General features: G+C 67.7%; 24 protein-coding genes and 1 tRNA gene. 11 read left to right on the top strand and 14 right to left on the bottom strand.

Going from position 1 to position 22,316, the window contains the following annotated elements; translation table 11 throughout:
- Positions 1–10: 10 nt before the first annotated feature.
- Positions 11–769, top strand: coding sequence for a DsbC family protein (locus C556_RS0109810; protein WP_018748075.1), 759 nt, complete (start codon positions 11–13; stop codon positions 767–769).
- Between the two features lie 77 nt (positions 770–846).
- Here C556_RS0109810 and rquA read toward each other — a convergent pair whose 3' ends face one another.
- Positions 847–1,557: a rhodoquinone biosynthesis methyltransferase RquA gene (rquA, locus tag C556_RS0109805; RefSeq protein ID WP_018748074.1), complete on the bottom strand. Its 711-nt coding sequence runs from the start codon at positions 1,555–1,557 to the stop codon at positions 847–849.
- Between the two features lie 214 nt (positions 1,558–1,771).
- Here rquA and C556_RS22950 point away from each other — a divergent pair, with 214 nt between their 5' ends.
- Positions 1,772–1,984: a hypothetical protein gene (locus tag C556_RS22950; RefSeq protein WP_157236075.1), complete on the top strand. Its 213-nt coding sequence runs from the start codon at positions 1,772–1,774 to the stop codon at positions 1,982–1,984.
- 146 nt (positions 1,985–2,130) lie between these two features.
- A complete protein-coding gene (locus C556_RS0109795; protein WP_018748072.1) occupies positions 2,131–3,213 on the top strand; it encodes an NADH:flavin oxidoreductase/NADH oxidase in 1,083 nt (360 codons plus the stop codon).
- Positions 3,214–3,391: 178 nt separating this feature from the next.
- Here the strand turns inward: C556_RS0109795 and C556_RS0109790 are convergent, their stop codons facing one another.
- Positions 3,392–4,066: an SDR family oxidoreductase gene (locus C556_RS0109790; protein ID WP_018748071.1), complete on the bottom strand. Its 675-nt coding sequence runs from the start codon at positions 4,064–4,066 to the stop codon at positions 3,392–3,394.
- A 110-nt stretch (positions 4,067–4,176) separates the two neighbouring features.
- On the opposite strand from C556_RS0109790, the gene C556_RS0109785 reads away from it, so the two are divergent.
- The gene (locus tag C556_RS0109785; protein ID WP_018748070.1) at positions 4,177–5,025 is read left to right on the top strand and encodes a dienelactone hydrolase family protein; all 849 of its coding nucleotides are present in this window, start codon (positions 4,177–4,179) and stop codon (positions 5,023–5,025) included.
- 82 nt (positions 5,026–5,107) lie between these two features.
- Here the strand turns inward: C556_RS0109785 and C556_RS0109780 are convergent, their stop codons facing one another.
- The 3 genes from C556_RS0109780 to C556_RS0109770 form a co-directional block, all read right to left on the bottom strand.
- Positions 5,108–5,431, bottom strand: coding sequence for a DMT family transporter (locus tag C556_RS0109780; protein WP_018748069.1), 324 nt, complete (start codon positions 5,429–5,431; stop codon positions 5,108–5,110).
- A 74-nt stretch (positions 5,432–5,505) separates the two neighbouring features.
- Positions 5,506–5,985 carry a GNAT family N-acetyltransferase gene (locus C556_RS0109775; RefSeq protein WP_018748068.1) on the bottom strand — a complete coding sequence of 160 codons (480 nt, stop codon included), beginning with the start codon at positions 5,983–5,985 and terminating at the stop codon, positions 5,506–5,508.
- Between the two features lie 58 nt (positions 5,986–6,043).
- Positions 6,044–6,793 (bottom strand): c-type cytochrome, encoded by a 750-nt coding sequence (locus C556_RS0109770; RefSeq protein ID WP_018748067.1) that lies wholly within the window; start codon positions 6,791–6,793, stop codon positions 6,044–6,046.
- 149 nt (positions 6,794–6,942) lie between these two features.
- Here C556_RS0109770 and C556_RS0109765 point away from each other — a divergent pair.
- Positions 6,943–7,019 (top strand) — tRNA-Arg (locus tag C556_RS0109765).
- A 352-nt stretch (positions 7,020–7,371) separates the two neighbouring features.
- On the opposite strand, the gene C556_RS0109760 is transcribed toward C556_RS0109765, so the two are convergent.
- The 3 genes from C556_RS0109760 to C556_RS0109750 all read right to left on the bottom strand — a co-directional run bounded on the left by C556_RS0109760 (position 7,372) and on the right by C556_RS0109750 (position 11,862).
- Entirely contained in the window at positions 7,372–9,507 is a 2,136-nt protein-coding gene (locus C556_RS0109760) for a TonB-dependent receptor (protein WP_018748066.1), read from the bottom strand.
- A gap of 89 nt (positions 9,508–9,596) precedes the next feature.
- The gene (zigA, locus tag C556_RS0109755) at positions 9,597–10,805 is read right to left on the bottom strand and encodes a zinc metallochaperone GTPase ZigA (RefSeq protein WP_018748065.1); all 1,209 of its coding nucleotides are present in this window, start codon (positions 10,803–10,805) and stop codon (positions 9,597–9,599) included.
- Positions 10,806–11,127: 322 nt separating this feature from the next.
- Entirely contained in the window at positions 11,128–11,862 is a 735-nt protein-coding gene (locus C556_RS0109750; protein ID WP_018748064.1) for a hypothetical protein, read from the bottom strand.
- Positions 11,863–12,329: 467 nt separating this feature from the next.
- Here C556_RS0109750 and C556_RS0109745 point away from each other — a divergent pair, with 467 nt between their 5' ends.
- On the top strand, positions 12,330–13,952 hold the full coding sequence (locus C556_RS0109745) for a methyl-accepting chemotaxis protein (protein ID WP_018748063.1): 1,623 nt from the start codon (positions 12,330–12,332) through the stop codon (positions 13,950–13,952).
- Positions 13,953–14,000: 48 nt separating this feature from the next.
- On the opposite strand, the gene ubiA is transcribed toward C556_RS0109745, so the two are convergent.
- On the bottom strand, positions 14,001–14,867 hold the full coding sequence (gene ubiA / locus C556_RS0109740) for a 4-hydroxybenzoate octaprenyltransferase (RefSeq protein ID WP_018748062.1): 867 nt from the start codon (positions 14,865–14,867) through the stop codon (positions 14,001–14,003).
- The gene (locus C556_RS19985) at positions 14,864–15,403 is read right to left on the bottom strand and encodes a chorismate--pyruvate lyase family protein (protein ID WP_018748061.1); all 540 of its coding nucleotides are present in this window, start codon (positions 15,401–15,403) and stop codon (positions 14,864–14,866) included. Before C556_RS19985 ends, ubiA begins: the two co-directional genes overlap by 4 nt.
- Before the next feature lie 361 nt (positions 15,404–15,764).
- Here C556_RS19985 and C556_RS0109730 point away from each other — a divergent pair, with 361 nt between their 5' ends.
- From C556_RS0109730 to C556_RS19980, 5 genes are all read left to right on the top strand, one after another.
- Positions 15,765–16,457: an AzlC family ABC transporter permease gene (locus C556_RS0109730; RefSeq protein WP_040430981.1), complete on the top strand. Its 693-nt coding sequence runs from the start codon at positions 15,765–15,767 to the stop codon at positions 16,455–16,457.
- On the top strand, positions 16,454–16,771 hold the full coding sequence (locus C556_RS0109725; protein WP_018748059.1) for an AzlD domain-containing protein: 318 nt from the start codon (positions 16,454–16,456) through the stop codon (positions 16,769–16,771). The genes C556_RS0109730 and C556_RS0109725 overlap by 4 nt, the downstream gene beginning before the upstream one ends.
- Before the next feature lie 34 nt (positions 16,772–16,805).
- Positions 16,806–17,975, top strand: coding sequence for an 8-amino-7-oxononanoate synthase (bioF, locus tag C556_RS0109720; RefSeq protein ID WP_018748058.1), 1,170 nt, complete (start codon positions 16,806–16,808; stop codon positions 17,973–17,975).
- Entirely contained in the window at positions 17,975–18,742 is a 768-nt protein-coding gene (gene bioH / locus C556_RS0109715; protein WP_018748057.1) for a pimeloyl-ACP methyl ester esterase BioH, read from the top strand. Before bioF ends, bioH begins: the two co-directional genes overlap by 1 nt.
- Positions 18,743–18,904: 162 nt before the next feature.
- Positions 18,905–19,543, top strand: coding sequence for a hypothetical protein (locus tag C556_RS19980; RefSeq protein WP_018748056.1), 639 nt, complete (start codon positions 18,905–18,907; stop codon positions 19,541–19,543).
- A 31-nt stretch (positions 19,544–19,574) separates the two neighbouring features.
- Here the strand turns inward: C556_RS19980 and C556_RS0109705 are convergent, their stop codons facing one another.
- From C556_RS0109705 to grxC, 4 genes are all read right to left on the bottom strand, one after another.
- On the bottom strand, positions 19,575–20,567 hold the full coding sequence (locus tag C556_RS0109705) for an NAD(P)H-dependent glycerol-3-phosphate dehydrogenase (protein WP_026262963.1): 993 nt from the start codon (positions 20,565–20,567) through the stop codon (positions 19,575–19,577).
- Positions 20,564–21,016, bottom strand: a complete 453-nt coding sequence (locus tag C556_RS0109700) for an SH3 domain-containing protein (protein ID WP_040430980.1) — start codon at positions 21,014–21,016, stop codon at positions 20,564–20,566. Before C556_RS0109700 ends, C556_RS0109705 begins: the two co-directional genes overlap by 4 nt.
- Positions 20,991–21,473, bottom strand: coding sequence for a protein-export chaperone SecB (gene secB / locus C556_RS0109695; RefSeq protein WP_018748053.1), 483 nt, complete (start codon positions 21,471–21,473; stop codon positions 20,991–20,993). The genes C556_RS0109700 and secB overlap by 26 nt, the downstream gene beginning before the upstream one ends.
- Positions 21,474–21,575: 102 nt before the next feature.
- On the bottom strand, positions 21,576–21,836 hold the full coding sequence (grxC, locus tag C556_RS0109690) for a glutaredoxin 3 (RefSeq protein ID WP_018748052.1): 261 nt from the start codon (positions 21,834–21,836) through the stop codon (positions 21,576–21,578).
- Positions 21,837–22,316: the final 480 nt, after the last annotated feature.

Below are 22,316 nucleotides of genomic sequence, written 5' to 3'. Positions count from 1 at the left end.
GAACAATAAGATGCACGCTCCCGCTCGTTTCATCCGTACCGCGATCGCCACCGGCATGATCGCGCTGACCGCGTGTTCGGCCTCGGCCGACACGGCCAAGGAACCCAAGGACGCCAAGGCGCTGCGCGCCAAGCTGGAAAAGTCGCTGGATGGCCGCAGCGTGGTCAGCATCGGCAACACGCCGATCAAGGGCCTGTACGAAGTGGTGCTGGAAGGCCGCCAGATCGTCTACACCGACGCCAAGGGCGACTACGTGCTGGTCGGCGACCTGGTCGACGTGGCGCGCAAGACCAGCCTGACCCAGGACCGCATCGCCGAGCTGGCGGTCACCGATTTCTCCAAGCTGCCGCTGGATCAGGCCATCAAGGAAGTGCGCGGCAACGGCAGCCGCAAGCTGGCGGTGTTCTCCGATCCGGATTGCCCGTTCTGCAAGCGCCTGGAGAAGGAAAGCCTGGCCGGCGTGGACAACGTGACCATCTATACCTTCCTGTTCCCGCTGTCGATCCACCCCGATGCCGATCGCAAGTCCAAGCTGATCTGGTGTGCAGCCGACCGGACCGAAGCCTGGAAGACCTGGGTGCACGACGAGAAGCTGCCCGAGGGCAGCAACACCGAATGCGCGAACCCGATCAGCGACAACCTCGCGCTGGGCGAGAAGCTGGGCGTGACCGGCACGCCGGCACTGGTGTTCGGCAATGGCCGCATCGTGTCGGGCGCGATCCCCAAGGAGCAGCTCGAAGCGCTGCTGTCCACGCCCGCCAAGAAATAAGCGCCAACGGGCGCCCTGCCGGCAACGGCGTGGCGCCCGTCGGGGCATACGAAAAAACGCGGCCGAAGCCGCGTTTTTCATTTCTTGCGCACCACCACCCGCTGGTAGACGCCGCCGAAGAAGGTCCGCTTCTCCCAGGTGTAGTCGTCGGCGTGGGTGGCGTATTCCTGGATCTCGTGTTGCCACAGCGCGTAGGCGAACGGCTCCAGCAGCGCGTTCACCCCGCGCAGCAGCCAGCCGATCGGCTGCCACGGACGCGGCCGGTGGTAATCGACGAACACCGCCTCGCCGCCTTCGGCCAACGACGCCAGCATGTGGTCGACCACTTCGCGCTTCTTGTCCTCGGGGATCTCGTGCAGCAGGAAGAAACTGCACGCCATGTCGTAGCGGCCCTGACCGCCGAAGCTGGCGGCGTCGGAGCGGAACACCCGCGCCCACGGCATGCGGCCCAGCTTGAGCAGGCCGCGCTCGACCTGCACCGGCGTGATGTCGGTGAGGTGGAAGGCGCCGTGCGGCCCCACCTTGCGCGCCGCGCGGGTCACCAGATCGCCGTAGACATGCGCCACCTGCCACACCCGGGAGCCCGGCCGGATGCGTTCCAGGTAGCTGCGCATCAGCCGCTGGTCCTGGAGGAACAGCAGCGTGCGGACCACGATGTTGCGGTCCAGCAGGCGCGCGCGACGCGGGTTGACGTAGCACCAGTCGTACACGTCGACCAGGTAGTTCGGCACCCCGTCGTAATAGGCTTGGAGGGGACGTTGCAGTTGCTCGGGCGGGATTCGGCGCATGGCTGCCTCGGGGGACTGGATGAAATTGAGTCCAATCTAAGGGTTTGAGGACGGCGGCATCTTGTCTTGGCCCAAACTTGCCGTCGTGTAGTTTTCCACTGATAACTACCGTTTATCGAGTGATAACCCAGATTGGTGCATGCCTACGGCATAGTGGTGCGCGGCCGGAATTGCCAATAAAAACCGCTGGCCGCAGCAGGGGCGCTGCTGATGCATGACTCGACACAAGCCAGCGAAAACAAAGGATTTTTTGCTGCGATGCAGCACGCATGCCCTGCCGAAAAAACACAAGAAAGCCCCACTGGAGGAGTTCGGCATGGAAGAGATGAAGGCCGCCTGGACCAAGGCGCTATGGATCGGCATGGCCGCCGCGTGCGTAGCGTCGATGTGCACGCTACTGATTTTCGGGGTTTCCCCACTGGGTTGAGGCCCACCCGAAGCGGTGGTGCCAAAATTACCGCCCCGCTTGCAACTTGCGCGAACGCTCCCCATGTGCAGTGACAATCATTGTCGATAGCGATCACCCCAAGTGATGGCTATCGGCCGCCACTGTCATTGCAGACCGGAGCCATCATGCCGCACCTGTTCGAGCCGCTGACCCTGCGCGGGTTGACCCTACCCAACCGCATCGCCGTCTCGCCGATGTGCGAGTACTCCGCCGAGGACGGCTTCGCCAACGACTGGCACCTGGTCCACCTGGGCAGCCGCGCCGTCGGCGGTGCGGGACTGGTGCTGTTCGAAGCCACCGCGGTGTCGCCGGAAGGCCGCATCAGCCCGCAGGACCTGGGCCTGTGGCGCGATGAACAGATCGAGCCACTGGCGCGCATCGTGCGCTTTATCGACGATCAGGGCAGCGTGGCGGGCATCCAGCTGGCGCACGCCGGCCGCAAGGCCAGCACCTGGGCGCCGGGCGCGGGCGACGGCGCGGTGCCACCGGACCAGGGCGGCTGGGACGTGGTCGCGCCGTCGCCGCTGCCGTTTGCCGGACATTACCCTCATCCGCACGAACTGGACCGCGACGGCATCGCCGCGGTGATCGACGATTTCGCCGCCGCGGCGCGACGTGCGCTGCGCGCCGGCTTCCGCGTGGTCGAGGTGCACGCGGCGCACGGCTACTTGCTGCATCAGTTCCTGTCGCCGCTGAGCAACCAGCGCGGCGACGAATACGGCGGCAGCTTCGAAAACCGCACCCGGCTGGTGCGCGAGGTAGTGGCGGCGGTGCGCGAAGTCTGGCCGGAGCAACTGCCGCTGCTGGTACGACTGTCCGCCACCGATTGGGTGGACGGCGGCTGGAGCGCGCAGGACACCGTGAAGCTGTCGCAGACGCTGAAGGCGCTGGGCGCCGACCTGATCGACGTATCGAGCGGCGGCATGGTGCCCGACGCGCGGATCCCGGTCGGGCCGGGCTACCAGACGCCATTCGCCGCGCGGGTGCGCCAGGAGAGCGGTGTGGCGGTGGGCGCGGTGGGGCTGATCACCGCGCCGGCGCAGGCCGACCACATCATCCGCACCGGTCAGGCCGACCTGGTGCTGCTGGCGCGCGAACTGCTGCGCGATCCGTACTGGCCGCTGCACGCCGCCGAGGCGTTGCGCCAGAGCACGCCGTGGCCGCGGCAGTATTTGCGGGCGGCGCCGCACGGCAGCCGCGCCCGCTGAGTGCGGCTGAAAAAACCTCCTGGCGGCGTCGCGCGGGGGCGCCGAGCTGAAACTTGCCGTACTACACGTACTGTCTGTGTTTTGCGCTTCTTGCCAGGACCGCTGTGCTGGGTTTTGTCAGCCGCGCCAACGTGGCCAGCAAAACCCTTCCGCCAGCGGCACGCGGCCAGCGCCGGTGCTACCAGGGCAGCGGCGTGCCGTCGTAGTTGAAGAAGCCGCCGCTGTCGGCCGGGGTGAGCCGTTCCAGCACCGCGCGCATGCCGCGCACTGATTCGGCCGGCGACAGCGGCGCATTGCCGCCGCCCATGTCGGTGCGCACCCAGCCCGGGTGCAGCACCACGCAGACATGGCGGCCGCGCAGGTCCAGCGCCAAGCTGCGGTGCGCCGCGTTCAGCGCCGCCTTGGCGCTGCGATAGTGATAGGCGCCGCCGCTGTCGTTGTCGGCGATGCTGCCCATCCGGCTGCTGATCGACGCGATCACCGCACCGGGCGCCAGCCTTGGCCGCAGCGCCTGCACCAGCATCAGCGGGGCGACGGTGTTCACCGCCAGCACTCGCAACCATTCCTCCGGATCCAGCTTGCCCAGCGCCTGATCGTCGCCGCCGTAGCGGCCGGCGTTGTTCAGCAGCAGGTCGATGCGTTCGTCCGCCAGCGCGTCGGCCAGCCCGGCCACCGCCTGCCAGTCGGTCACGTCCAGCGCCACCCGGCGCAATGCCGGCGTATCCGGCGTCGCCAGTTCGTCGGCATGGTGGCGCGCCACGGCGATCACCCGCCAGCCGGCGGCCAGATACTGCCGCACGAACTCCAGACCGAGCCCGCGGTTGGCGCCGGTGAGCAAAAGGGTTTTCTGCATGATAACCGTTGCTAATATGGACACGGTTTCCAGCATACACGCGCCGGCCCGTTCCGGCCGGGCGCGTCCGATCGATCGGCAGCCGTGCTGCCTTGTGTGAGGAGTGGTCCATGTCCGAGCAGTCCAAATCCTTCCTGAGCGAGCGCCGCGGCTTCCTGGCCGCCGCGCTGGCGACCGGGTTCGCCCTGGCGGTACGCCCGGTGGCCGCCTCGACCATCGTCACCGATAGCGAGGGGCTGGAGGTCGGCCCGGCGTTCGTCGAGCGGGGCGACGTCGAGCTGCCGGTCTACGTGGCGCGCCCGGCCAATGCCAGCGGTCGCCTGCCGGTGGTGGTGGTGGTGCAGGAGATCTTTGGCGTGCACGAGCACATCCAGGACCTGTGCCGGCGCCTGGCCAAGCTGGGCTATCTGGCCATCGCGCCCGACCTGTACTTCCGCCAGGGCGATCCGCGCAAGTACCCGGAGATCGAAGCGCTGCAACGCGAAGTGGTGAGCAAGGTGCCCGACGCCCAGGTGATGGCCGACCTGGACGGCACCGTGGCCTGGGCGGTGGCCCACGGCGGGGATGGCGCGCGGGTGGCGCTGACCGGCTTTTGCTGGGGTGGCCGCATCGCCTGGCTGTACGCCGCGCACAATCCCGAACTGAAGGCCATCGCCGCGTGGTATGGCCGGGTCGAGGGCAAGGCCAGCGACAACACGCCGACCCAGCCGGTCGACGTGGCGGCGCAGCTCAAGGTGCCGGTGCTGGGACTGTATGGCGGCAAGGATCAGGGTATTCCGCTGGACGGGGTGGAGCGGATGCGGGTGGCGATCAAACGCTCGGGCGAGCCGTCGCGCATCGTGGTCTACGAGGATGCCGGCCACGGCTTCAACGCGGACTACCGTCCCAGCTATCATCGCGCCGCGGCGCAGGACGGCTGGGCCGAGATGCTCAAGTGGTTCCGCAGCCACGGGGTGTAGGGCAGGGTGGATCGCCCGCGGCGCAGATTGCCGCCAATGAAAAAGGCCGGCGGATGCCGGCCTTTTCGCTGGGGTGCGCCGCTCAGGGGCTGACGGCCTTGAGGCCGACCACGCCGATCACGATCAGCGCCAGGAACGCCACCCGCGCGGCGCCGAGCGGATCGCCGAACCAGATGATGCCGCCAATGGTCACGCCCACCGCGCCCAGCCCGGTCCAGATGGCGTAGGCGGTGCCGGCGGGAATGCCGCGCATGGCGAACGACAGCAGCGCCATGTTGACGAAGGACAGCACCACCGAGCCGGCGATCACCCAGGGGCTGGGATTGGTCTGCACGTACTTGAGCGACAGCGCCCACACGATCTCGGTAAAGACCGCCAGGCCCAGGACCAACCAGTAATTGAACACGTTGTTTTCTCCTGTTCGGGCTCGGACAGGAGCGCGGCGCGTCGGAAACCCGAAAGAGACGCGCCCGCGCGGAATCAGCTGGCGGCCAGTCGCGCCAGGGCGTCGCCGGTGACGCGGCAGATGCGCCAGTCCGGCAGCACGTCGGCGCCCAGACCGCGATAGAAGCCGATGGCGTTTTCGTTCCAGTCGAGCACCGTCCACTCGAAGCGGCCGCAGCCGCGCTGCTGCGCCAGCCGCGCCAGGTGGCGCACCAGCGCGCCGCCGTAGCCCTTGCCGCGCCCCACCGGGCGCACGTAGACGTCCTCCAGGTACAGCCCGCGCCGGCCGACGAAGGTGGAGTAGTTGTGGAAGAACAGCGCGAACGCCACCGGCGCGTCGTCCTCGACGCCGACCACGCATTCCACCGTGGGGCGCTCGCCGAACAGGGTGTCGTGCAGCATGGCCTCGGTGTTCTGCACCAGATGGGTCAGGCGCTCGAATTCCGCCAGTTCGCGGATCATCGCCAGCACGGCGGGCACGTCCGCCGGGGTGGCGGGACGGATCAGGAAGGACATCCGTTCACTCCAATGAAAACGGGCGGCCAGGCCGCCCGTTCGGGTATTGCGGGACCGCTTACTTGGCCGCGTTGATCATGTACAGCGCAGCGGCCTTGAACTCGTCGTCCGAGCCCTGGTAGCCACCCTTGGGCGGCATCGCGTTCAGGCCCTTGATGCCGATGGCGACGGCGGCATCCGCGCCATCCTTCAGCCGCGGCGCCCAGGCGGCCTTGTCGCCGAACTTGGGTGCGTTGGAGATGCCGGTGGCGTGGCAGGCCATGCAGACCGAGTCGTAGATTTCCTTGCCCTTGACCGCCGGGTCGATGGCACCGCCGGCCGCCGCGGCCACCTTCGGTTCCTCGAACTTGGCGCCGCCGGCATTGCCCATGTAGGCCACCGCGCGCTTCACTTCGTCGTCGGTCAGGTCGGTGGCGCCGCCGCGTGCGGGCATGGCGTTGAAACCTTCGATGGCATGCTTGGTCAGGGTGTCGAAGCCCTTGGCGATGCGCGCGGCCCAGGCACCGGCGTCGCCGAACTTGGGCGAACCGGCCATGCCGGTCGCGTGACAGGACATACAGACCGATTCGTAGACGGCCTTGCCGCTACGCGATCCGGGTGGGCCGCCTTCCACCAGCTTGACCGCGCCCACCGCTTGCAGCCGGGCGGAGATCGCCTCGTTGGTCATATTGGCTTGGCCCAGGTCCACGCCGGGGCCGGAAGTGAACAGTTTGGCTACCAGGAAAATCAGCAGCGGGAACCCGATTACCGCTGCCAAGATCATGCCGACTACCTTTTGTGCGCCGCCGGCGACATTGGAACCGCTCATGCTGCCATCCCTTGTCATTTGAGTTGATTCGTTCTGAGCCGGACGGGGGTCCGGTGATAACCGCGCGGATTATACCGGCAAACATTGGGCCTACAAAGCCGCGCATGGACGCTCCAGGCGAAACGCGTTATGATCCGCATCCTCTTTCCGCACCCGTAGCTCAGTTGGATAGAGTGTCAGTTTCCGAAGCTGAAGGTCACAGGTTCGATCCCTGTCGGGTGCGCCAAATCCCATCGAGGCCCTGCGTTTGCCGGGCCTTTGTCTTGATTGATCTCCAGCCGGGCCCGGCGCGGGATTCGTGGTAGATCCCCTTCCCTTGCTTATCGCGCGCCCGCTTGGCAACCGTCTCGCTTTCGCATCAGTCGGCCGCTCCGACCCGCCTGGCGAGCAATCCGATTGGTTTGCATCACCGTCTGAGGCAGCTTTGACAACTGCACGGTCGGTTCGTCCACCGTGGCGATAACGGTCTGCCTGGCGTCCTGACCGTATTGCAAAGTTTCAGCCCGATTCCCGATAAAAAGCGCCGGATACCGCGTTGGCGTGCGGTCCGGCGTAGTCAGGGGGAACAGGGTTGAAGGTCAGAACTGCACGGAGACTCCGACGCGGGCGCTGCGCCTGCCTTGTGGCGCGATGTCGCGCGTCAGCGAGCTGGCGTAGCGGATCTCCTCGTTGCCCAGGTTGTCGCCGCGCAGGTAGGCCAGCCACTGCGCGCCACCGGCGCCCTCGAAGCGGTAGCCGAGCGCCAGGTTGGCGACGGTGTAGCCGTCGGTGGCGCTGTCGTTGTCCGGTACGCGGGTCTGGTCGGCGGCGTGCTGCACCTCGGCGCGCAGCGACAGGGGGCCCTGGCCGTACACCACCGCACCGGCGATCCGCGCCGGCGGGATGCGCGGCAAGGCTTCGTCGTTGTCGCGCCGCTCGGCGCGGGTGACGTCGCCCCACAGTTGCAGGTCGACGCTGCGCGCGGCGCTGCGATACACGCGCCAGGCGCCGTCGAATTCCAGTCCGTACAGCGTGGCGGGCACGCCCTGGTAGCGGTATTCGGGCGATTCGCCTTCGTGCTCGACGCTGCCGCAGTGGTCGTGGTCACCGTGCGAGTGGCACCAGCGGCCGGTGCGTTCCAGCGCGATGAAGTTGGCGAAGCGGCTGTAGTAGGCGCCGAACGACAGCCGGTCTGCGCCCGATTGGTAGCGCAACGCCGCGTCCAGCGAGGTGGCGCGTTCCTTGTCGGCGTCCGGGTCGCCGCGCTCGAAGGTGCCGGTGGCGACGTGCTGGCCGTCGGCGTACAGCTCGTAGTAGGTGGGCGCGCGTTCGGTGTAGGCGAGGTTGCCGGCCAGCGACCAGCCGCCCGCCAGCGGCTGTACCACGCCGGCGGAGAGCGAACCGGCGGTGAAGCTGCGCGCCTCGACCCCGGCGAAGCGCCGGTTGCCGCCATCGTCCGGGCTGAGGCGGTTGTATTCGACGCGGCCGCCCAGGCTCAACTGGGTGCCGCCGCCGAGCTGCCATTGCTCCAGCGCGAACAGCGCGGCCTGGTCGGTGTCGGTGTCCGGCACGAATGCCTCGATGCCCAGCGCGGAGAAGCTGCTCTGGCCGATCTGCACGCCGATCACGCCGTCGAGCGGGCCCAGCGGCGCGTGGCGCAGTTCGACGCGCCCTTCGTAGCCGCGATGCTTGAAGGTGGTGCCGGTTTCGCCATCGTGCAGTTCGCGGTGGCGATAGTCGGTGTAGGCCAGGTCGGCCTTCACCTCGCGCACCGGGCCGGCCAGCCCCTGGCGGGCGAAACCCAGCGCCAGCCGATCCTGTTTCAGGTCCAGCCGGACATCCTCTTCGGCCACCGAGCCGTAGTTGCTGCGGTAGGCGCCGTAGGACAGCCCCAGGTAGCCGTCGTCCCAGGTGCGCGACAGCCCGACCGCGCCGCCGTGGGCGCGGCTGTCGCTGTTGGGCAGCGTGCCTTGCGGCGATTCGGCGTGTTCTTCGTGCTCGTGCGCTTCGTGGCCGTGATCATGGTCGTGCTCGGGCGGGTGGTAGCTGCCCAGACCGGCGCGCTGCCGTTCGGACCACGCGTAGCCGGGGATGCGCAGATCGTCGCTGCGGCGGGCGAAGCCGTCCACGTGCAGTGCGTAGTCGCCGTTGCCGCCGTCGAGGCGGGCGCTGGCCAGCCGTTCGCTGGCCGCACCGCCGTACTCCACGGTGGCGGCGCCTTCGAGGCCGTGCAGCGCCTGGCGCGGCAGGCGCTGGTCCAGCGTGTTGACCACGCCGCCGATGGCGCTGCCGCCGTAGAGCAGGGCGGCGGGGCCGCGTACCACTTCGATGACGTCGACGCCGGCCACGTCCTGTGCCACCGCGTGGTCGTAAGAGAGCGCGGACGCATCCAGCGCGCCGACGCCGTTCTGCAACAGGCGCACGCGGTCGCCGTCCAGACCGCGGATCACCGGGCGGCTGGCGCCCGGGCCGAACGAGGTGCTGGCGATGCCGGGCAGGCCGGTCAGCACCTCGCCCAGTGTGGTGGCGTCGCGCAGCCGCAACGCGTCGCCGTCCAGCCGCGTGGCGGGTTGCGACAGCGCGTCGCTGCCCAGGGGGTTGGCGGTGACTACGGTGACGGGCAGCGTGGTGGTGCGTTCGTCCTCCGCCTGCGCCAGCGGGGCGCACAGCAGGACGGCGGCGATCGGGTTCAGCAGGCGCGCACGCGGCGCCCTGCCTTCGCGATGGTCAGGCATGGAACGGTTCCTGTGGGTGGTGAAACGGGTGCGGGCGGGGCGGCCGGCCCGGCGCTGAGGCCGAAGCCGGGGTCTGCCGTCGATTGCGCCTAGTCGTCGGGCGACGCCAGGCGCCAGAGCGGGAACGGGTCGTCGCCCGGCGCCGGGTCGGCCAGTTCGGCTTCGGTCATCAGACAGGCGTCGAGCATGGCGCGCAGTGCGGGCTCATCCAGGCCGATGCCGATCAGCACCAGTTCCTGCATGCGGTCGCCATAGCGCGGATGCCACTGTGCGCGCAGCGCGGCCAGCGATTCGGCGTCGTCCGGCCATTGTTCGCGCGGCAGCGCGGCCCACCACAGCCCGGCCGCGCCGTGGCGCGACACCGCGCCCGCCTGCGACCAGCTGCCGACGAACTGCGGCCGCCCGGCCAGCCAGAACCAGCCCTTGGAGCGGATCACTCCCGGCCATTCGCGGTGGATGCAATCCCAGAAGCGGCGCGGGTGGAAAGGCGCGCGGGCGCGATAGACGAAGCTGGCGATGCCGTATTCCTCGCGCTCGGAACGTTGCTCGTCGCGCAGCGCCTGCAACCAGCCGGGGGCGTTGGCGGCGGCGTCGAAATCGAAGCGCCGGGTGTCGAGCACGCGATGCAGCGGCACGCGGCCGTGGCTGCTGAACACGAGGTCGGCGCGCGGATTGAGCCGGCGCAGCATGGTTTCCAGTCGCGCCAGCTCGGCGGCGCCGATCAGGTCGGTCTTGTTCACCACCAGCACGTCGCAGAACTCGACCTGTTCGACCAGCAAATCGACCACCGCGCGATCGTCGTCGTCGCCCAGCGCGCTGCCGCGCTCGGCCAGCAGGTCCTCGCTGTCGTAGTCGCGCAGGAAGTTGAAGGCATCGACCACGGTGACCAGGGTATCGAGCCGGGCGATGTCGGACAGGCTGACGCCGGTGTCGTCGCGGAAGGTGAAGGTCTCGGCCACCGGCAGCGGTTCGGCGATGCCGGTCGATTCGATCAGCAGGTAGTCGAAGCGCCCGGCCTCGGCCAACTTGCGGATCTCGATCAGCAGATCCTCGCGCAGGGTGCAGCAGATGCAGCCGTTGCTCATTTCCACCAGCTTTTCGTCGGCGCGCGACAGCGCCGCGCCGCCGTCGCGGATCAGGCGGGCGTCGATGTTCACTTCGGACATGTCATTGACGATGACCGCCACCCGCAGGCCGTCGCGGTTGTGCAGCACGTGGTTGAGCAGGGTGGTCTTGCCGGCGCCCAGGAAGCCGGACAGCATGGTGACGGGCAATCGGGCGAACGTGGTGGAGGTCATGGCGGATGCTTGGGGGGTGTTGATATTTGCAACACAGTATCAAAAGCGAGCGCTTAAACGCAACTGAATTGCATTCATAAACCCATTTGCGCTGGCGATGGGATGAGGTGACGAGAATCCGTGTCGGGAGTGATGGTCAGTGGCGAGCCGCCGCGGCGGCGATCGGGAGCGCGCGGGAAAGGCGGAATGATGCGGTGGGGGGGGGGGGCGATGAGGCAGTTGCCGTGCATGACACGCGAACGTGCACCTGTCCGATCCGGTGGTGCGGCGTCGAAACGGGCGAGCCGCCAGGCCGGCGGCGCGAAGTGGAGAACGGAAAGACCTACCAGTCGGCGGCGGGCTGGCCTTGCAGGGTGCGGATCGCGTCGAGCAATTCGTCGGTGGCGTCCTCGGGTTGCTGCGCGCGTTGCGGGCGGACCCACAGCCGCAGCGTTTCGCCCAGCGTCACCGATTCGCCCTGCGGATTGAGGCCGAACGGGCCGTCCAGGCTGAAAGTGGCGGCCGAGGCGGCCAGCATTTCCAGCAGGCGCGGCCTGCCGGTCACGCCGCCGGCGGCGTAGGCCGAAGCCGCGCCCTGCAACAGCGCGGTCTCGAACAGCGCCGCCGAGAACCAGTGCACGCAATGGCGATAGGTGAGTACCCAGTTGGGGCCGAAGGAATCGTGTTCGAGGCTTTCCGCATCGCAGGCCATCGCCTGTTCGATGCGGCCGATGGCGGCGCCTTCGCACGCGCTGAGGATCACGCCCTTGACGCGCTTGCCGTGCTGGCGCACCAGCGCGGCCACCTTGTCCACCTGCTCGGCGCTGACGCGCTCGCCGTGGCCGTGCGCGCCGATCCACAGCAACTGATAGTTCTCATGGGTCTGGAACAGGTTCAGCAGCGCGGCGTCCAGCGACGCGCCGTCGAAGAAGGTGGCCGGATACAGGTTGACGGTGTTCTGCTTGGCGTTGTGGTTGCGCGCCACGCTCTCGAAGAACGGAATCGAACTGGCCACGCCGTTGCTGGGGCGCGGCAGCCACCACGGCGATTCGATGGCGAGGAGGGCGACATTGGGCATGGTCCGGTCCTGTGCTGTCCCCGGTTGGGCGCGGGGCGGATTGGATGCCCGGCGACGATAGTGGCCACACGGGTGGTTTTCGCCGTGCGACCGGAGGGCCATCCATTGCGCTACGCCAAGGTCGCGCCGCAATGGTCCCATCGGCGTCATGCCAAGGGAATGACGCCCGGTCCGCTCAGCATAGGCAATCGTGGTGCCGCGTCGCGCCAGCCGCCGAGCGGTCAGGTGCGTGTTGGCGGTGTCGGTGGTGCTGGCGCCATCCGACTGCTTTGTCCCAGCCGTGCCGCAAGTGTCGGTCAGGCTGACCGCGCGCGACGGCCACGTCGAGATCGGGCGGCGCCGGGCGGCATCCGCCTTCGATCGCCGGAGATGCGGTCGTGGCCCGACGGACGATACGACCTGCCTGTTGCACTGCCATGGTTTGGCTATAAACCGATAACCATTCGCTATCGTTACGGGCCCCGTCCATGCCGTTTCCCCTGACCATCCGTACCCGCCTGATCGCCTTTGGCTGCCTGGCCACCTTGTTCGTGTTGGTGCTGGGGTTGATCGGGCTGCTGAGCATCCGCGACCTGACCGCCGGAATCCAGGCCGGCGCGATCAGCATCGCCGCGCAGCGCCAGCAGGGCGACGCCGACATGATGCACGACGCGATCCGTGCCGACGTGCTGGCCGCCGCTCACCTGGCGCAGCGGCGCGAAACCTCGGCGGCGCAGTTCCAGACATTGCAGGCCGAGTTCAAGGGCCACGTGGAGCGTCTGCGCAAGAACGTGACCGCCAACGAGGCGCTGCCGTTGTCCGACGCCGAACGCAATGCGCTGGCCGCGCTCAAGCCCGACCTGGAGCGCTACGCACAGCAGGCGGATGCGCTGATCGTCCGCTATCGCAACGGCCAGGGCGAGGGCGGCCAGTACCAGGAAGTGATGGAAAGCTTCGCCCGGCTGGAGGAAAGCATGGGGCGCTTTTCCGACCTGATCGACGAACGCGCCAGTGCCGAACGGTCGGCGCAGGTGGCGCAGAGCGCGTCGGCGCTGACGTTGGCCTGGATCTGCATGGTGGCGGGTGTGCTGCTGCTGGTGGTGCTGTCGTGGGCGATGTGCCGCAGCATCCTGCCGCCGCTGCGGCGCATCCAGACCTTCATGCTGACGCTGGGCAACGACCTGTCGCGGCGCTGCGAGGATCGTGGGCGCGACGAGACCGACGACATTGCGCGCTCGATCAACGCGCTGCTGACGCAGTTGTCGGGGCTGATCGGCGTCACCCAGGAGTCGGCCCAGCGCGTCGCCGCCACCGCGACCCAGCTGGCGGGACAGACCGACAGCGCCCGCCAGCGGATGCAGACGGCCACCACCCGCGCCCGGAGTCTGGCCGACGATGCCGGCGCGTTGGTCAGTTCTGTGGACGAGGTGACGCAGCGCATCGCCAGTTCGGCCACCCTGGCCGGCGACGCGGCAGCGCTGGCGCGCGATTCGGCGCAGGCGATGGAGGCGGCGATGCAGATCAACGACGACCTGCGCCGCACCGCCGGCACCTCGGTCGAGCGGATCACCCAGCTGGCTGAATCGGCCGAGCGCATCAACCACGTGACCACCTCGATCCGCGAAATCGCCGATCAAACCAATCTGCTGGCGCTGAACGCGGCCATCGAGGCGGCGCGCGCCGGCGAGCAGGGGCGCGGTTTCGCGGTGGTGGCGGACGAAGTGCGCAAGCTGGCCGAGCGCACGGCGATCAGCACCGACGATATCGGTCGCATCACCGACGAGATCCGTCGCTGCATGAGCGAAACGGTGCAGGCCATCGAATCGCTCAGCAAGCAGGTGACCAGCGGCGCCGAGCGGCTGGCGGGGGCGGCGTCCGCGCAGCAGCGCATCGTCGCCGGCACCGACGACATGCTGCGCAACGCCCACGACATCGCCGCCGCGGCACGGCACCAGTCGGGCGCCATCGGCGAATCGGCGGCCGGCGTGCGCGATATCGCGACGCTGATGGTGGAAAGCGAGGGAGAGGTGGCGGGCGTCAGCCGCGCCAGCGAGGAACTCGACGCGCTGGCGCGCTCGCTGCAAAACCAGGTGGTGCGGTTCCAGGTGTGAGCGCGGCCGGCCCGGTTCGCGGGGCGGCCTGCGTCGTGAACCGATGGCTCAGTTGAACAGGTAGTCGCACACCAGCCCGACGAAGATCACGCCGCCGATGCGGTTGTTCGCCAGGAAGGCGGAGAAGCAGCGCTGCGGATCGCGGCCGCGCAGGCGCGGGTACTGGTCGAACGCCACCAGGATCGCGCCACCCAACAACCCGGCGAAGTAGAACGCGCCGCGACCGAACGCCAGCCCCACCCACGCCATCAGCGCCAGGAACGCCACGTGGCACAGCAGGATGGCCGCGATGTCGAAGCGGCCGAAGGTGATGGCGGCGGTCTTGATGCCGATCTTCAGGTCGTCCTCGCGGTCGCACATGGCGTAGGCGGTGTCGTAGGCGACGCTCCAGAACACATTGGCCAGTAGCATCGCCCACGCGGCCGGCGGCACTTCGCCGGTGAGCGCGGCGAACGACATCGGGATGCCGAAGCCGAAGGCGATGCCCAGGTACGCCTGGGGGATGGCGAAGAAGCGCTTGGTGAACGGATAACTCGCCGCGAGGAACACCGCCGGCACCGACAGCCAGCGCGTCAGCGGGTTGAGCGGCAGGATCAGCAGGAACGACACCACCACCAGCGCGGTGGCCAGCCACAGCGCCTCCTTCACCGACACTTCGCGCGTGGCGAGCGGCCGGCGCGCGGTGCGGGCCACATGGCCATCGAAATCGCGGTCGGCATAGTCGTTCACCACGCAGCCGGCCGAGCGCATCAACACGGTGCCGACCAGGAAGATCAGCACCACCCACCACAGCGGCTGTCCCTGGCCGGCGAACCACAGCCCCCACAGCGTGGGCCACAGCAGCAGCAGGATGCCGATCGGCTTGTTCAGCCGGGTCAGGCGCAGGTATTGATCCAGTTTGACGGCAAGCTTCATCGTGGCTCCGTGAAATGCGGCGGCAGAAACACCTCGGTGACCAGCAGGCGGTCGCGCCCGGCATAGAACACCGAGCGTCGCGCCCACAAGCGCGGCGGCAGCGGTCCGACCGCGGCGCGTGCTTCGCGCCACAGCGGATGGCGCGCGTCCACCCGGCGCCACGCCAGCGCACTGCGTGCGATGGTGGGCGAGGCGAACAGCATCGAGCCGAGCGAACGCCCGCCCACATGGCGGAACTTGCGAAAGCCCCGTCGTACCGCCGCCGGCGTGGTCACGCTGTGCGCGAACACCAGCGGGGTGTCGCCCGAGCACAGCAGCACCTCGCGGCACGGCGCCAGCAGCTTGCGGCGCGGCAGGCGCAGCGTGGCGCACTCGTCGTCGTGCGGACGCGCCATGCCTTGCGCCAGCACCCGCACCCGGAAACGTGGGTGGTGCGCGATCAGGCGTGCGGTCAGCGAACCGGATTCGGTCAGCCAGGGGCGTAGCGGGCGGGGGGCGAGGCAGAGCGGATGATGCCAGCGGTGCTGGTGGGGCATGGGGCGACAGGGGCAAAACGCGAGCCGGCATTATGCCACGCAGCCCGGCGGTGCTTCGCCAACGTCCCGGAAAAGGGCGGCCAGGGTGAGGGGGGAAGTCGAAAACAAAATCTGGGGACACAGAGAACGGGGAGAGCACAGAGAACACAGAGAACACAGAGAAAACCGCAGGCGGGTATGAATTCGATCCTTTTGGGGTTCTCCGTGTTCTCTGTGTTCTCCGTGCCCTCTGTGTCTACGGATTTTCCGCTTCCTCGAATTTCCGGCATTCGTCCCCACACGGTTGTCTGCGTTTGCCCGTCTTGCCCGGGCTAGGGAAACCGGGGATGGGCGTTGCGCCGCGCGCCGGTATCATCGCGCGATGCCTCCAACCCATCCTCCTGCCGGCTTCTGGGCCGGCGCCCGCGATACCGTGCCGATGCTGGTCGGCGCCGCGCCGTTCGGCCTGATCTTCGGCACCCTGGCGGGCCCCGCCGGACTGTCGCCGGCCGCCACGCTGGCGATGTCGCTGTTCGTGTACGGCGGTGCCAGCCAGTTCATCGCCATCACCCTGCTGGCAGCCGGCAGCGGTGCCTGGGTGATCGTCGCCACCACCTTCATCGTCAACCTGCGCCACGCGCTCTACAGCGCCACGCTGTGGCGGCACGTGATGCACTGGCCGCGCGCCTGGCGCGCCGGCTGTGCCTTCTTCCTCACCGACGAGACCTTCGCCATCGTCTACCACAAGCTGGACGAAGGCACGCCGGTGAACCTGCCGCGCTACTACCTGGGCTCGGCGCTCGCCATGTATGGCAACTGGCTCGCCTGGACCTCGGCCGGCGTGCTGCTCGGGCGCGCGGTGCCCGGCATGTCGGAATGGGGGCTGGAGTTCGCCATGGTCGCCACCTTCGTCGGCATCGTGGTGCCGTTGCTCAAGGGACGGCCGCAGGTGGCGGCGGCGCTGGTCGCCGGCACGGTGGCGGTCGCGGCCGACGCGCTGCCGTACAAGCTGGGCCTGATGCTGGCCGCGCTGTCCGGCATTGCGGCGGGCCTGGTCATGGAGCGGCGGCGATGAGCGTGTATTGGATGATCCTGGGCATGTTCATCGTGACCTACGGCGTGCGCGTCGGGTTGTGGCTGGGCGATGGCCACGCCTTCCCGCCGGCGGTGCGCCAGGCGCTCGACTACGTGCCCATTGCCGTACTGTCGGCCATCGTTGCGCCGGCGGTGCTGCTGCGCCACGGTGAACTGGCCGCCACCTGGAACAACCCGCAATTGGCCGGCGCGCTGGTCACCGGGCTGATCGTCTGGCGCTGGCGCCGCCTGCTGCTGGGCATCGGCGCCGGGTTGGCGGTGTTCGTGGCCTGGCGCTGGCTGTTGGGGGCCTGAGCCCGCGGCAAGCGGCGAGCAGGCATCGGCTACAATGCCAACCTTCATGCATCACCTGCCCGCCATGCCTTTCGATTCCCTCGCCGCCGAACTGGCCGCCCGCCGCGACGCGGACCTGTACCGCCGCCGCCGCGTGCTCGACAGCCCTGCCGGCGCGCTGGCCCACAGCGGCGGGCGCACCCTGCTCAATTTCAGCAGTAACGATTACCTGGGGTTGGCGCGCGATGCGACGCTGATCGAAGCCGCGCAGGCTGGCGCCGCGCGCTGGGGCGTGGGCGCGGGGGCCTCGCACCTGGTGACCGGCCATGGCGCGGCGCATCAGGCGTTCGAGGACGAATTCGCCGCCTTTGTCGGCAAGCCCGCCGCACTGTCGCTGGCCAGCGGCTACCAGGCCAACCTGGCGGCGATCTGCGCGCTGGTCGGGCGCGAGGATGCGGTGTTCGCCGACAAGCTGAACCACGCCTCGCTCAACGACGCCTGCCTGCTGTCGCGCGCCGAGTTCAAACGCTATCCGCACAACGACCCGACAACGCTGGAACGCCTGTTGGCCGGCAGTCGGGCGCGGCGGCGGTTGATCGTGGTCGATGGCGTGTTCAGCATGGATGGCGATCTGGCGCCGCTGCGCGAGTTGCTGGCGCTGGCCGAATGCCACGACGCGTGGCTGTACGTCGACGACGCGCACGGCTTCGGCGTGCTGGGCGACGGCCGCGGCTCGGCCGCCGGCCTGGTCTCGCCGCGCCTGATCTACATGGCGACGCTGGGCAAGGCGGCCGGTGTCGGCGGCGCGGCGATCGCGGCCGAGGCGGTGGTGATCGACTACCTGGTCAACTTCGCCCGTCCCTATATCTACACCACGGCCACGCCGCCGCTGCTGGCCGAAACGTTGCGGTGCAGCCTGCGCCGCATCGCCGAGGATGGCTGGCGACGCGAGCGGCTGGTGCAGCACATCCGGCGGCTGCGCGCGGCGCTGGCGGACAGCGGGCTTCGCCTGCTCGAATCCGCCACGCCGATCCAGCCGCTGCTGGCCCCCGACAGCGCCACCGCCTTGCGCTGGTCGGCCGCGCTCGCCGAGCAGGGGCTGCTGGTCGCGGCGATCCGTCCGCCGACCGTGCCCAGTGCGCGCTTGCGCATCACCCTGAGCGCGGCTCATCTGCCCGAACATCTCGGCACGCTGATCGCAGCGTTGCGTCGACTGGAATCCTGATGAATCTGCATAGCGAAGTGATCGGGCACGGCCCGGACGTGGTGTTCCTGCATGGCTGGGCCATGAATGGCGCCATCTGGCGCACCACCGCGCAGCAACTGGCCGACGATTACTGCTGCCACCTGGTCGATCTGCCCGGGCACGGCGGCAGCCCGCCGCTCCAGTCGCTGACCCTGGAGGGTTGTGTCGCGCTGCTGGATCAGGCGTTTCCCTGGCCGGTGCACGTGGTCGGCTGGTCGCTGGGCGGCGCGGTGGCGACGCAATGGGCGTTGAGTCGGCCGGAAAAGGTGCGCTCGCTGACCCTGACCGCGAGTTCGCCGTGCTTCGTGCAGCGGCCGGACTGGCAGCCCGCCATGCCGCTGGACACCATGCGCCAGTTCGCCGACAACCTGCATCGCGACTGGCGCGGCACGCTGAAGCGCTTCATCTCGTTGCAGGCCATGGGCGATGCCGACGCGCGCACCGTCGCACGTGGTCTGACCGACGAGCTGTTCGCCCATGGCGAGCCCCAGATGGACGCGCTGCGTGCCGGGCTGGAACTGCTGCGCACCACCGACCTGCGCGCGCGCATCGCCGAACTGGAGCAACCGCTGTTGCTGCAATACGGCGACCGCGACATGCTGACTCCGCTGGGCGCGGGCAACTGGCTGGCGGCGCAGCGGCGCGATGCCCATCTGGTGGTCCATCGCGGCGCGGCGCACGCGCCGTTCATTTCGCACCTGCCGGCCTTTGTCGACCATCAGCGCCGCTTTCTGGGCGAAATCTGAATTTTCCCGGCGAATTGCCGCGTCCGGCGTGCTATACGACCCAATGCCTGGGGCGGACGGTTGAATCATTGCCCTGCTTGCGGTCCTACAGATAGACGGCATCAAGCAAAGCGGTTCCGGGCCGATATGTCAGTGGACAGGTGAATTCAAAGGAGGCGCAACATGGCAAACGGTATTTCTTCGGTCGGTGGGCAAAGCACGTACTCCGGTGCCGCCACCAAGACCGGCAAGACCAGCGAGGCCAAGGGCGAATCGACCCAGGCGCAAGGTGCCGCGACGGTGCAGGAGAAGGTTTCCGTCGGCAACGCCAAGGCGTCCGAGCTGACCTACGACAACCCGCGGGCGCGCCTGGCGAAGGAACGCCCCGATCTGGCCCAACTGGTGGACGAATCCGAGCGCAAGGTCGGCCAGTTGAGCGAACTGCTGCGTGGCTCGCTGGGCAAGCAGGGCTGGGCGGCCTCGATGGCGGCCAGCGGCCAGTGGGTGCAGATCGACGACAAGACCCGCGCCGATGCGCAGGCCGCGATCTCCGAGGACGGCGAATGGGGCGTGAAGAAGGTATCCGAACGCATTCTAGCCTTTGCCGAATACGCCATCGGTGGCGACCCGGAGAAGATCGACAAGATCCGCGCCGCGGTGCAGAAAGGCTTCGACGACGCGAAGGAAATCCTCGGCGGCTCTCTGCCGGACGTCAGCATGAAGACCTACGACGCGATCATGGCCAAGTTCGACAGCTGGAAGAAGGATGGCTTGCCGGGCTCGGCCAAGGCCGAGCAGAGCGGCAGCGACAACAAGGTCTGATGTCGCGGGATGCCAGGAATCGCGCCGACGTCTAGTCGGCGCGTTCCATTTTGGGGGCTCGCTCCAGCAGCGCGCTGACGATGTCCTCGATCCGGTCGCCATCGAACAGCAGGCGGCAGACCGCGCGGGTGATCGGCATGTCCACGCCCAATTGCTCGGCCTGACGCAGCACTTCGCGCGCGGTCGGCACGCCTTCGGCGACATGGCCCAGATTGGCCAGGATATCGTCCAGCTTCATCCCTTGTGCCAGCATCAGTCCGACACGGCGATTGCGCGACAAGTCGCCGGTGGCGGTCAGCATCAGATCGCCGATTCCCGCCAACCCCATGAAGGTTTCCGCCCGGGCTCCGAGCGCGGCGCCGAAGCGGGCCATCTCGGCCAGTCCACGCGTCAGCAGCGCGGCACGGGCGTTGAGGCCGTAATTCAGGCCATCGCAGACCCCCGCGGCGATCGCCAGGACATTCTTCACGGCGGCACCGATTTCGACACCAACCAGGTCGTCACTGGCATACAGGCGCAGCACCGACGTGTTGAGTGCTTCGACGGTATCGCGGGCGAAATCGCCGTCGTTGGCCGCGATGGTCACCGCAGCTGGCATGCCCTTGGCCACCTCCTGCGCGAAGCTGGGGCCGGACAACATGCCTCGTGGGATCGAGGCATCGAGAATCTGTTCGGCGACTTGGTGCGGGAACAGCATCGACCCCACTTCCAACCCCTTGCAGGCCCACAACACCGGTGTGGTGCTACCGAGTTCCACCAAGCGTTCCAGCGTGGGACGCAGGCCGGCCATCGGTGTGACGATCAGGATCAGCCCCGCGTCGCGGATGGCCTCGCCCAGATCGGTGGTGACGGACAGGGAATCGGGAAAGGCGGCGCCGGCCAGGTAGCGGCGGTTTTCGCGCTCGGCCAGCATCAAGGCCACCTGGTCTTCCTCGCGGCTCCAAAGATGGATCGCGTGCCGGTCGGCGAAGCGAATCGCCAGCGCGGTGCCCCAGGCACCCGCGCCCAAAACTGCAAGTTTCATGCGCCCCAGACTTCCTCGATACGGATGAAACCTTCCTGGCCGCTCTGATGCTTCACGCGCAACCAGCCGTTGCGGGCATTGTCCAGGAGGTTGAGCAGCAACCCCGGCTCGGCCTTGAACACGACCGGCGAGGCACTGTCGGCTTGCCCATGCACGTTGCTCGTGCGCAGGACTTCGACTTGGCGCGTGGCGGACAGATCCGCTTTCTTCGCCCAAGCCAGGGAACCCTGGCGATCCCGCACGCGCAGCCAGTCGCCCTGTTCGGCCAGGATTTCCAGCGGCGTACCGCGGCTGACGACGAACAGCTTGGTCGCGGAGTCCTGGGGCTGCTGGTAAAGCAGCACGCCATGCCGTGCGGCCGTGCGGAAATCGACCGCCATCGCCGCCTGCGCCGCAAGGGCGCAGGCCAGCAACAAGGCGGATTTAGTGAGTGACGGTAGCGTCGCCATCGGCTTGCTGGGCGGCCTGGGCCTGCCGTTGTTGCAGGTAGATGGCTTCGAAGTTGATCGGTTGCAGCAGCAGCGGCGGGAAGCCGGCGCGGGTGGTCAGATCGCTGACTGCTTCGCGCAGGTACGGGAACAGGATGCTGGGGCAGCCGATGCCCAGCAGAGGATCAAGTTCCTGCTCCGGAATGTTCTCGATGCTGAAGAGGCCGGCCTGGGTCACTTCGACCAGGAACAGGGTGCGATCGCCGACCTTGGCCGAAGCGGTCACCGTCAGCGCGGCTTCGTAAAAGCCATTGTCGAAGCTGCGCGCATTGTTGCGGAACTGCACGTTGAACTCCGGCTGCTCGTTTTCCATGAACGAGGCGGGCGTGTTCGGCACTTCCACCGAAATATCCTTGGTGTAGAGCTTCTGGATGGCAAACACCGGCTGTTGCACTTCTTGTTGCACTTCTTCGCTCATCGCGATTCCTTCCTAGGTCTGGTTTTAGTGTGAGTGGATCGACGGCAACTCATCCGTCGAAACTGGCCGGAATCATCGCACGATTCCTTGGGGGCGGACAGTTCAGCCGTCCGTGAGCAACGGCATCAGCCGTCCGGCACGATCGAGTGCCGACAGATCGTCGTAGCCGCCCACGTGTGTGTCGCCGATATAGATCTGCGGCACTGTGCGCCGGCCCGTGCGCTGCATCATCTCCTGCCGCTGCACCGGGTCCTGATCGACACGCACCTTCTCAATCGTCGTGACCCCCCGTTGTATCAGCAGGCGTTCCGCCATCACGCAGAACGGGCAGACCGCCGTGCAATACATCAAGACCTTGTTCATGAGGGATCCAGGCAAAACGTCGATGGGGGAAAGCTGGAGGCGGCGTGGCGCTTTCTCAAGCGCAGCGTTGGCGTGCTCCCAGTGCCATCTTTTACGCGTATTAAGTTAAGCGCGCGCTCGCGCATGTGGTGGGCAGAAAAGCTGATGAGAATGATTTTCTTCGAAAGATCATCCGCTTATCGAACATCTGGCGGCTTTTTCGTGGCGGGGAGTTGACGGTGTGAGGGGGTGTCCGTATAGTTCGGTTTCTCCGCAGCAGACGCAGCGCAGAACGAAGCGAAACGAAGAGTTTAGCAGGTTTCAAAAGCGCGGTGTCCGGTGGACTGATCTTTAACAAATTACAGCCGATGCGTGTGAGTGCTTGATGACGAATCAGCGCTCATACGTAAAAGAACCAGAGATGGTTTCTTTGAGTACGAGCCAAAGTACGAAATAAGCTAAGCGATTGAACGAAAGAGTTTGATCCTGGCTCAGATTGAA

The sequence above is a fragment of the Chitiniphilus shinanonensis DSM 23277 genome (genome assembly GCF_000374805.1).
Classification (GTDB): Bacteria; Pseudomonadota; Gammaproteobacteria; order Burkholderiales; family Chitinibacteraceae; genus Chitiniphilus; species Chitiniphilus shinanonensis.
The sequence above is the reverse complement of the archived record's forward strand: the minus strand, read 5'-3'. Positions and strand labels throughout refer to the sequence as shown.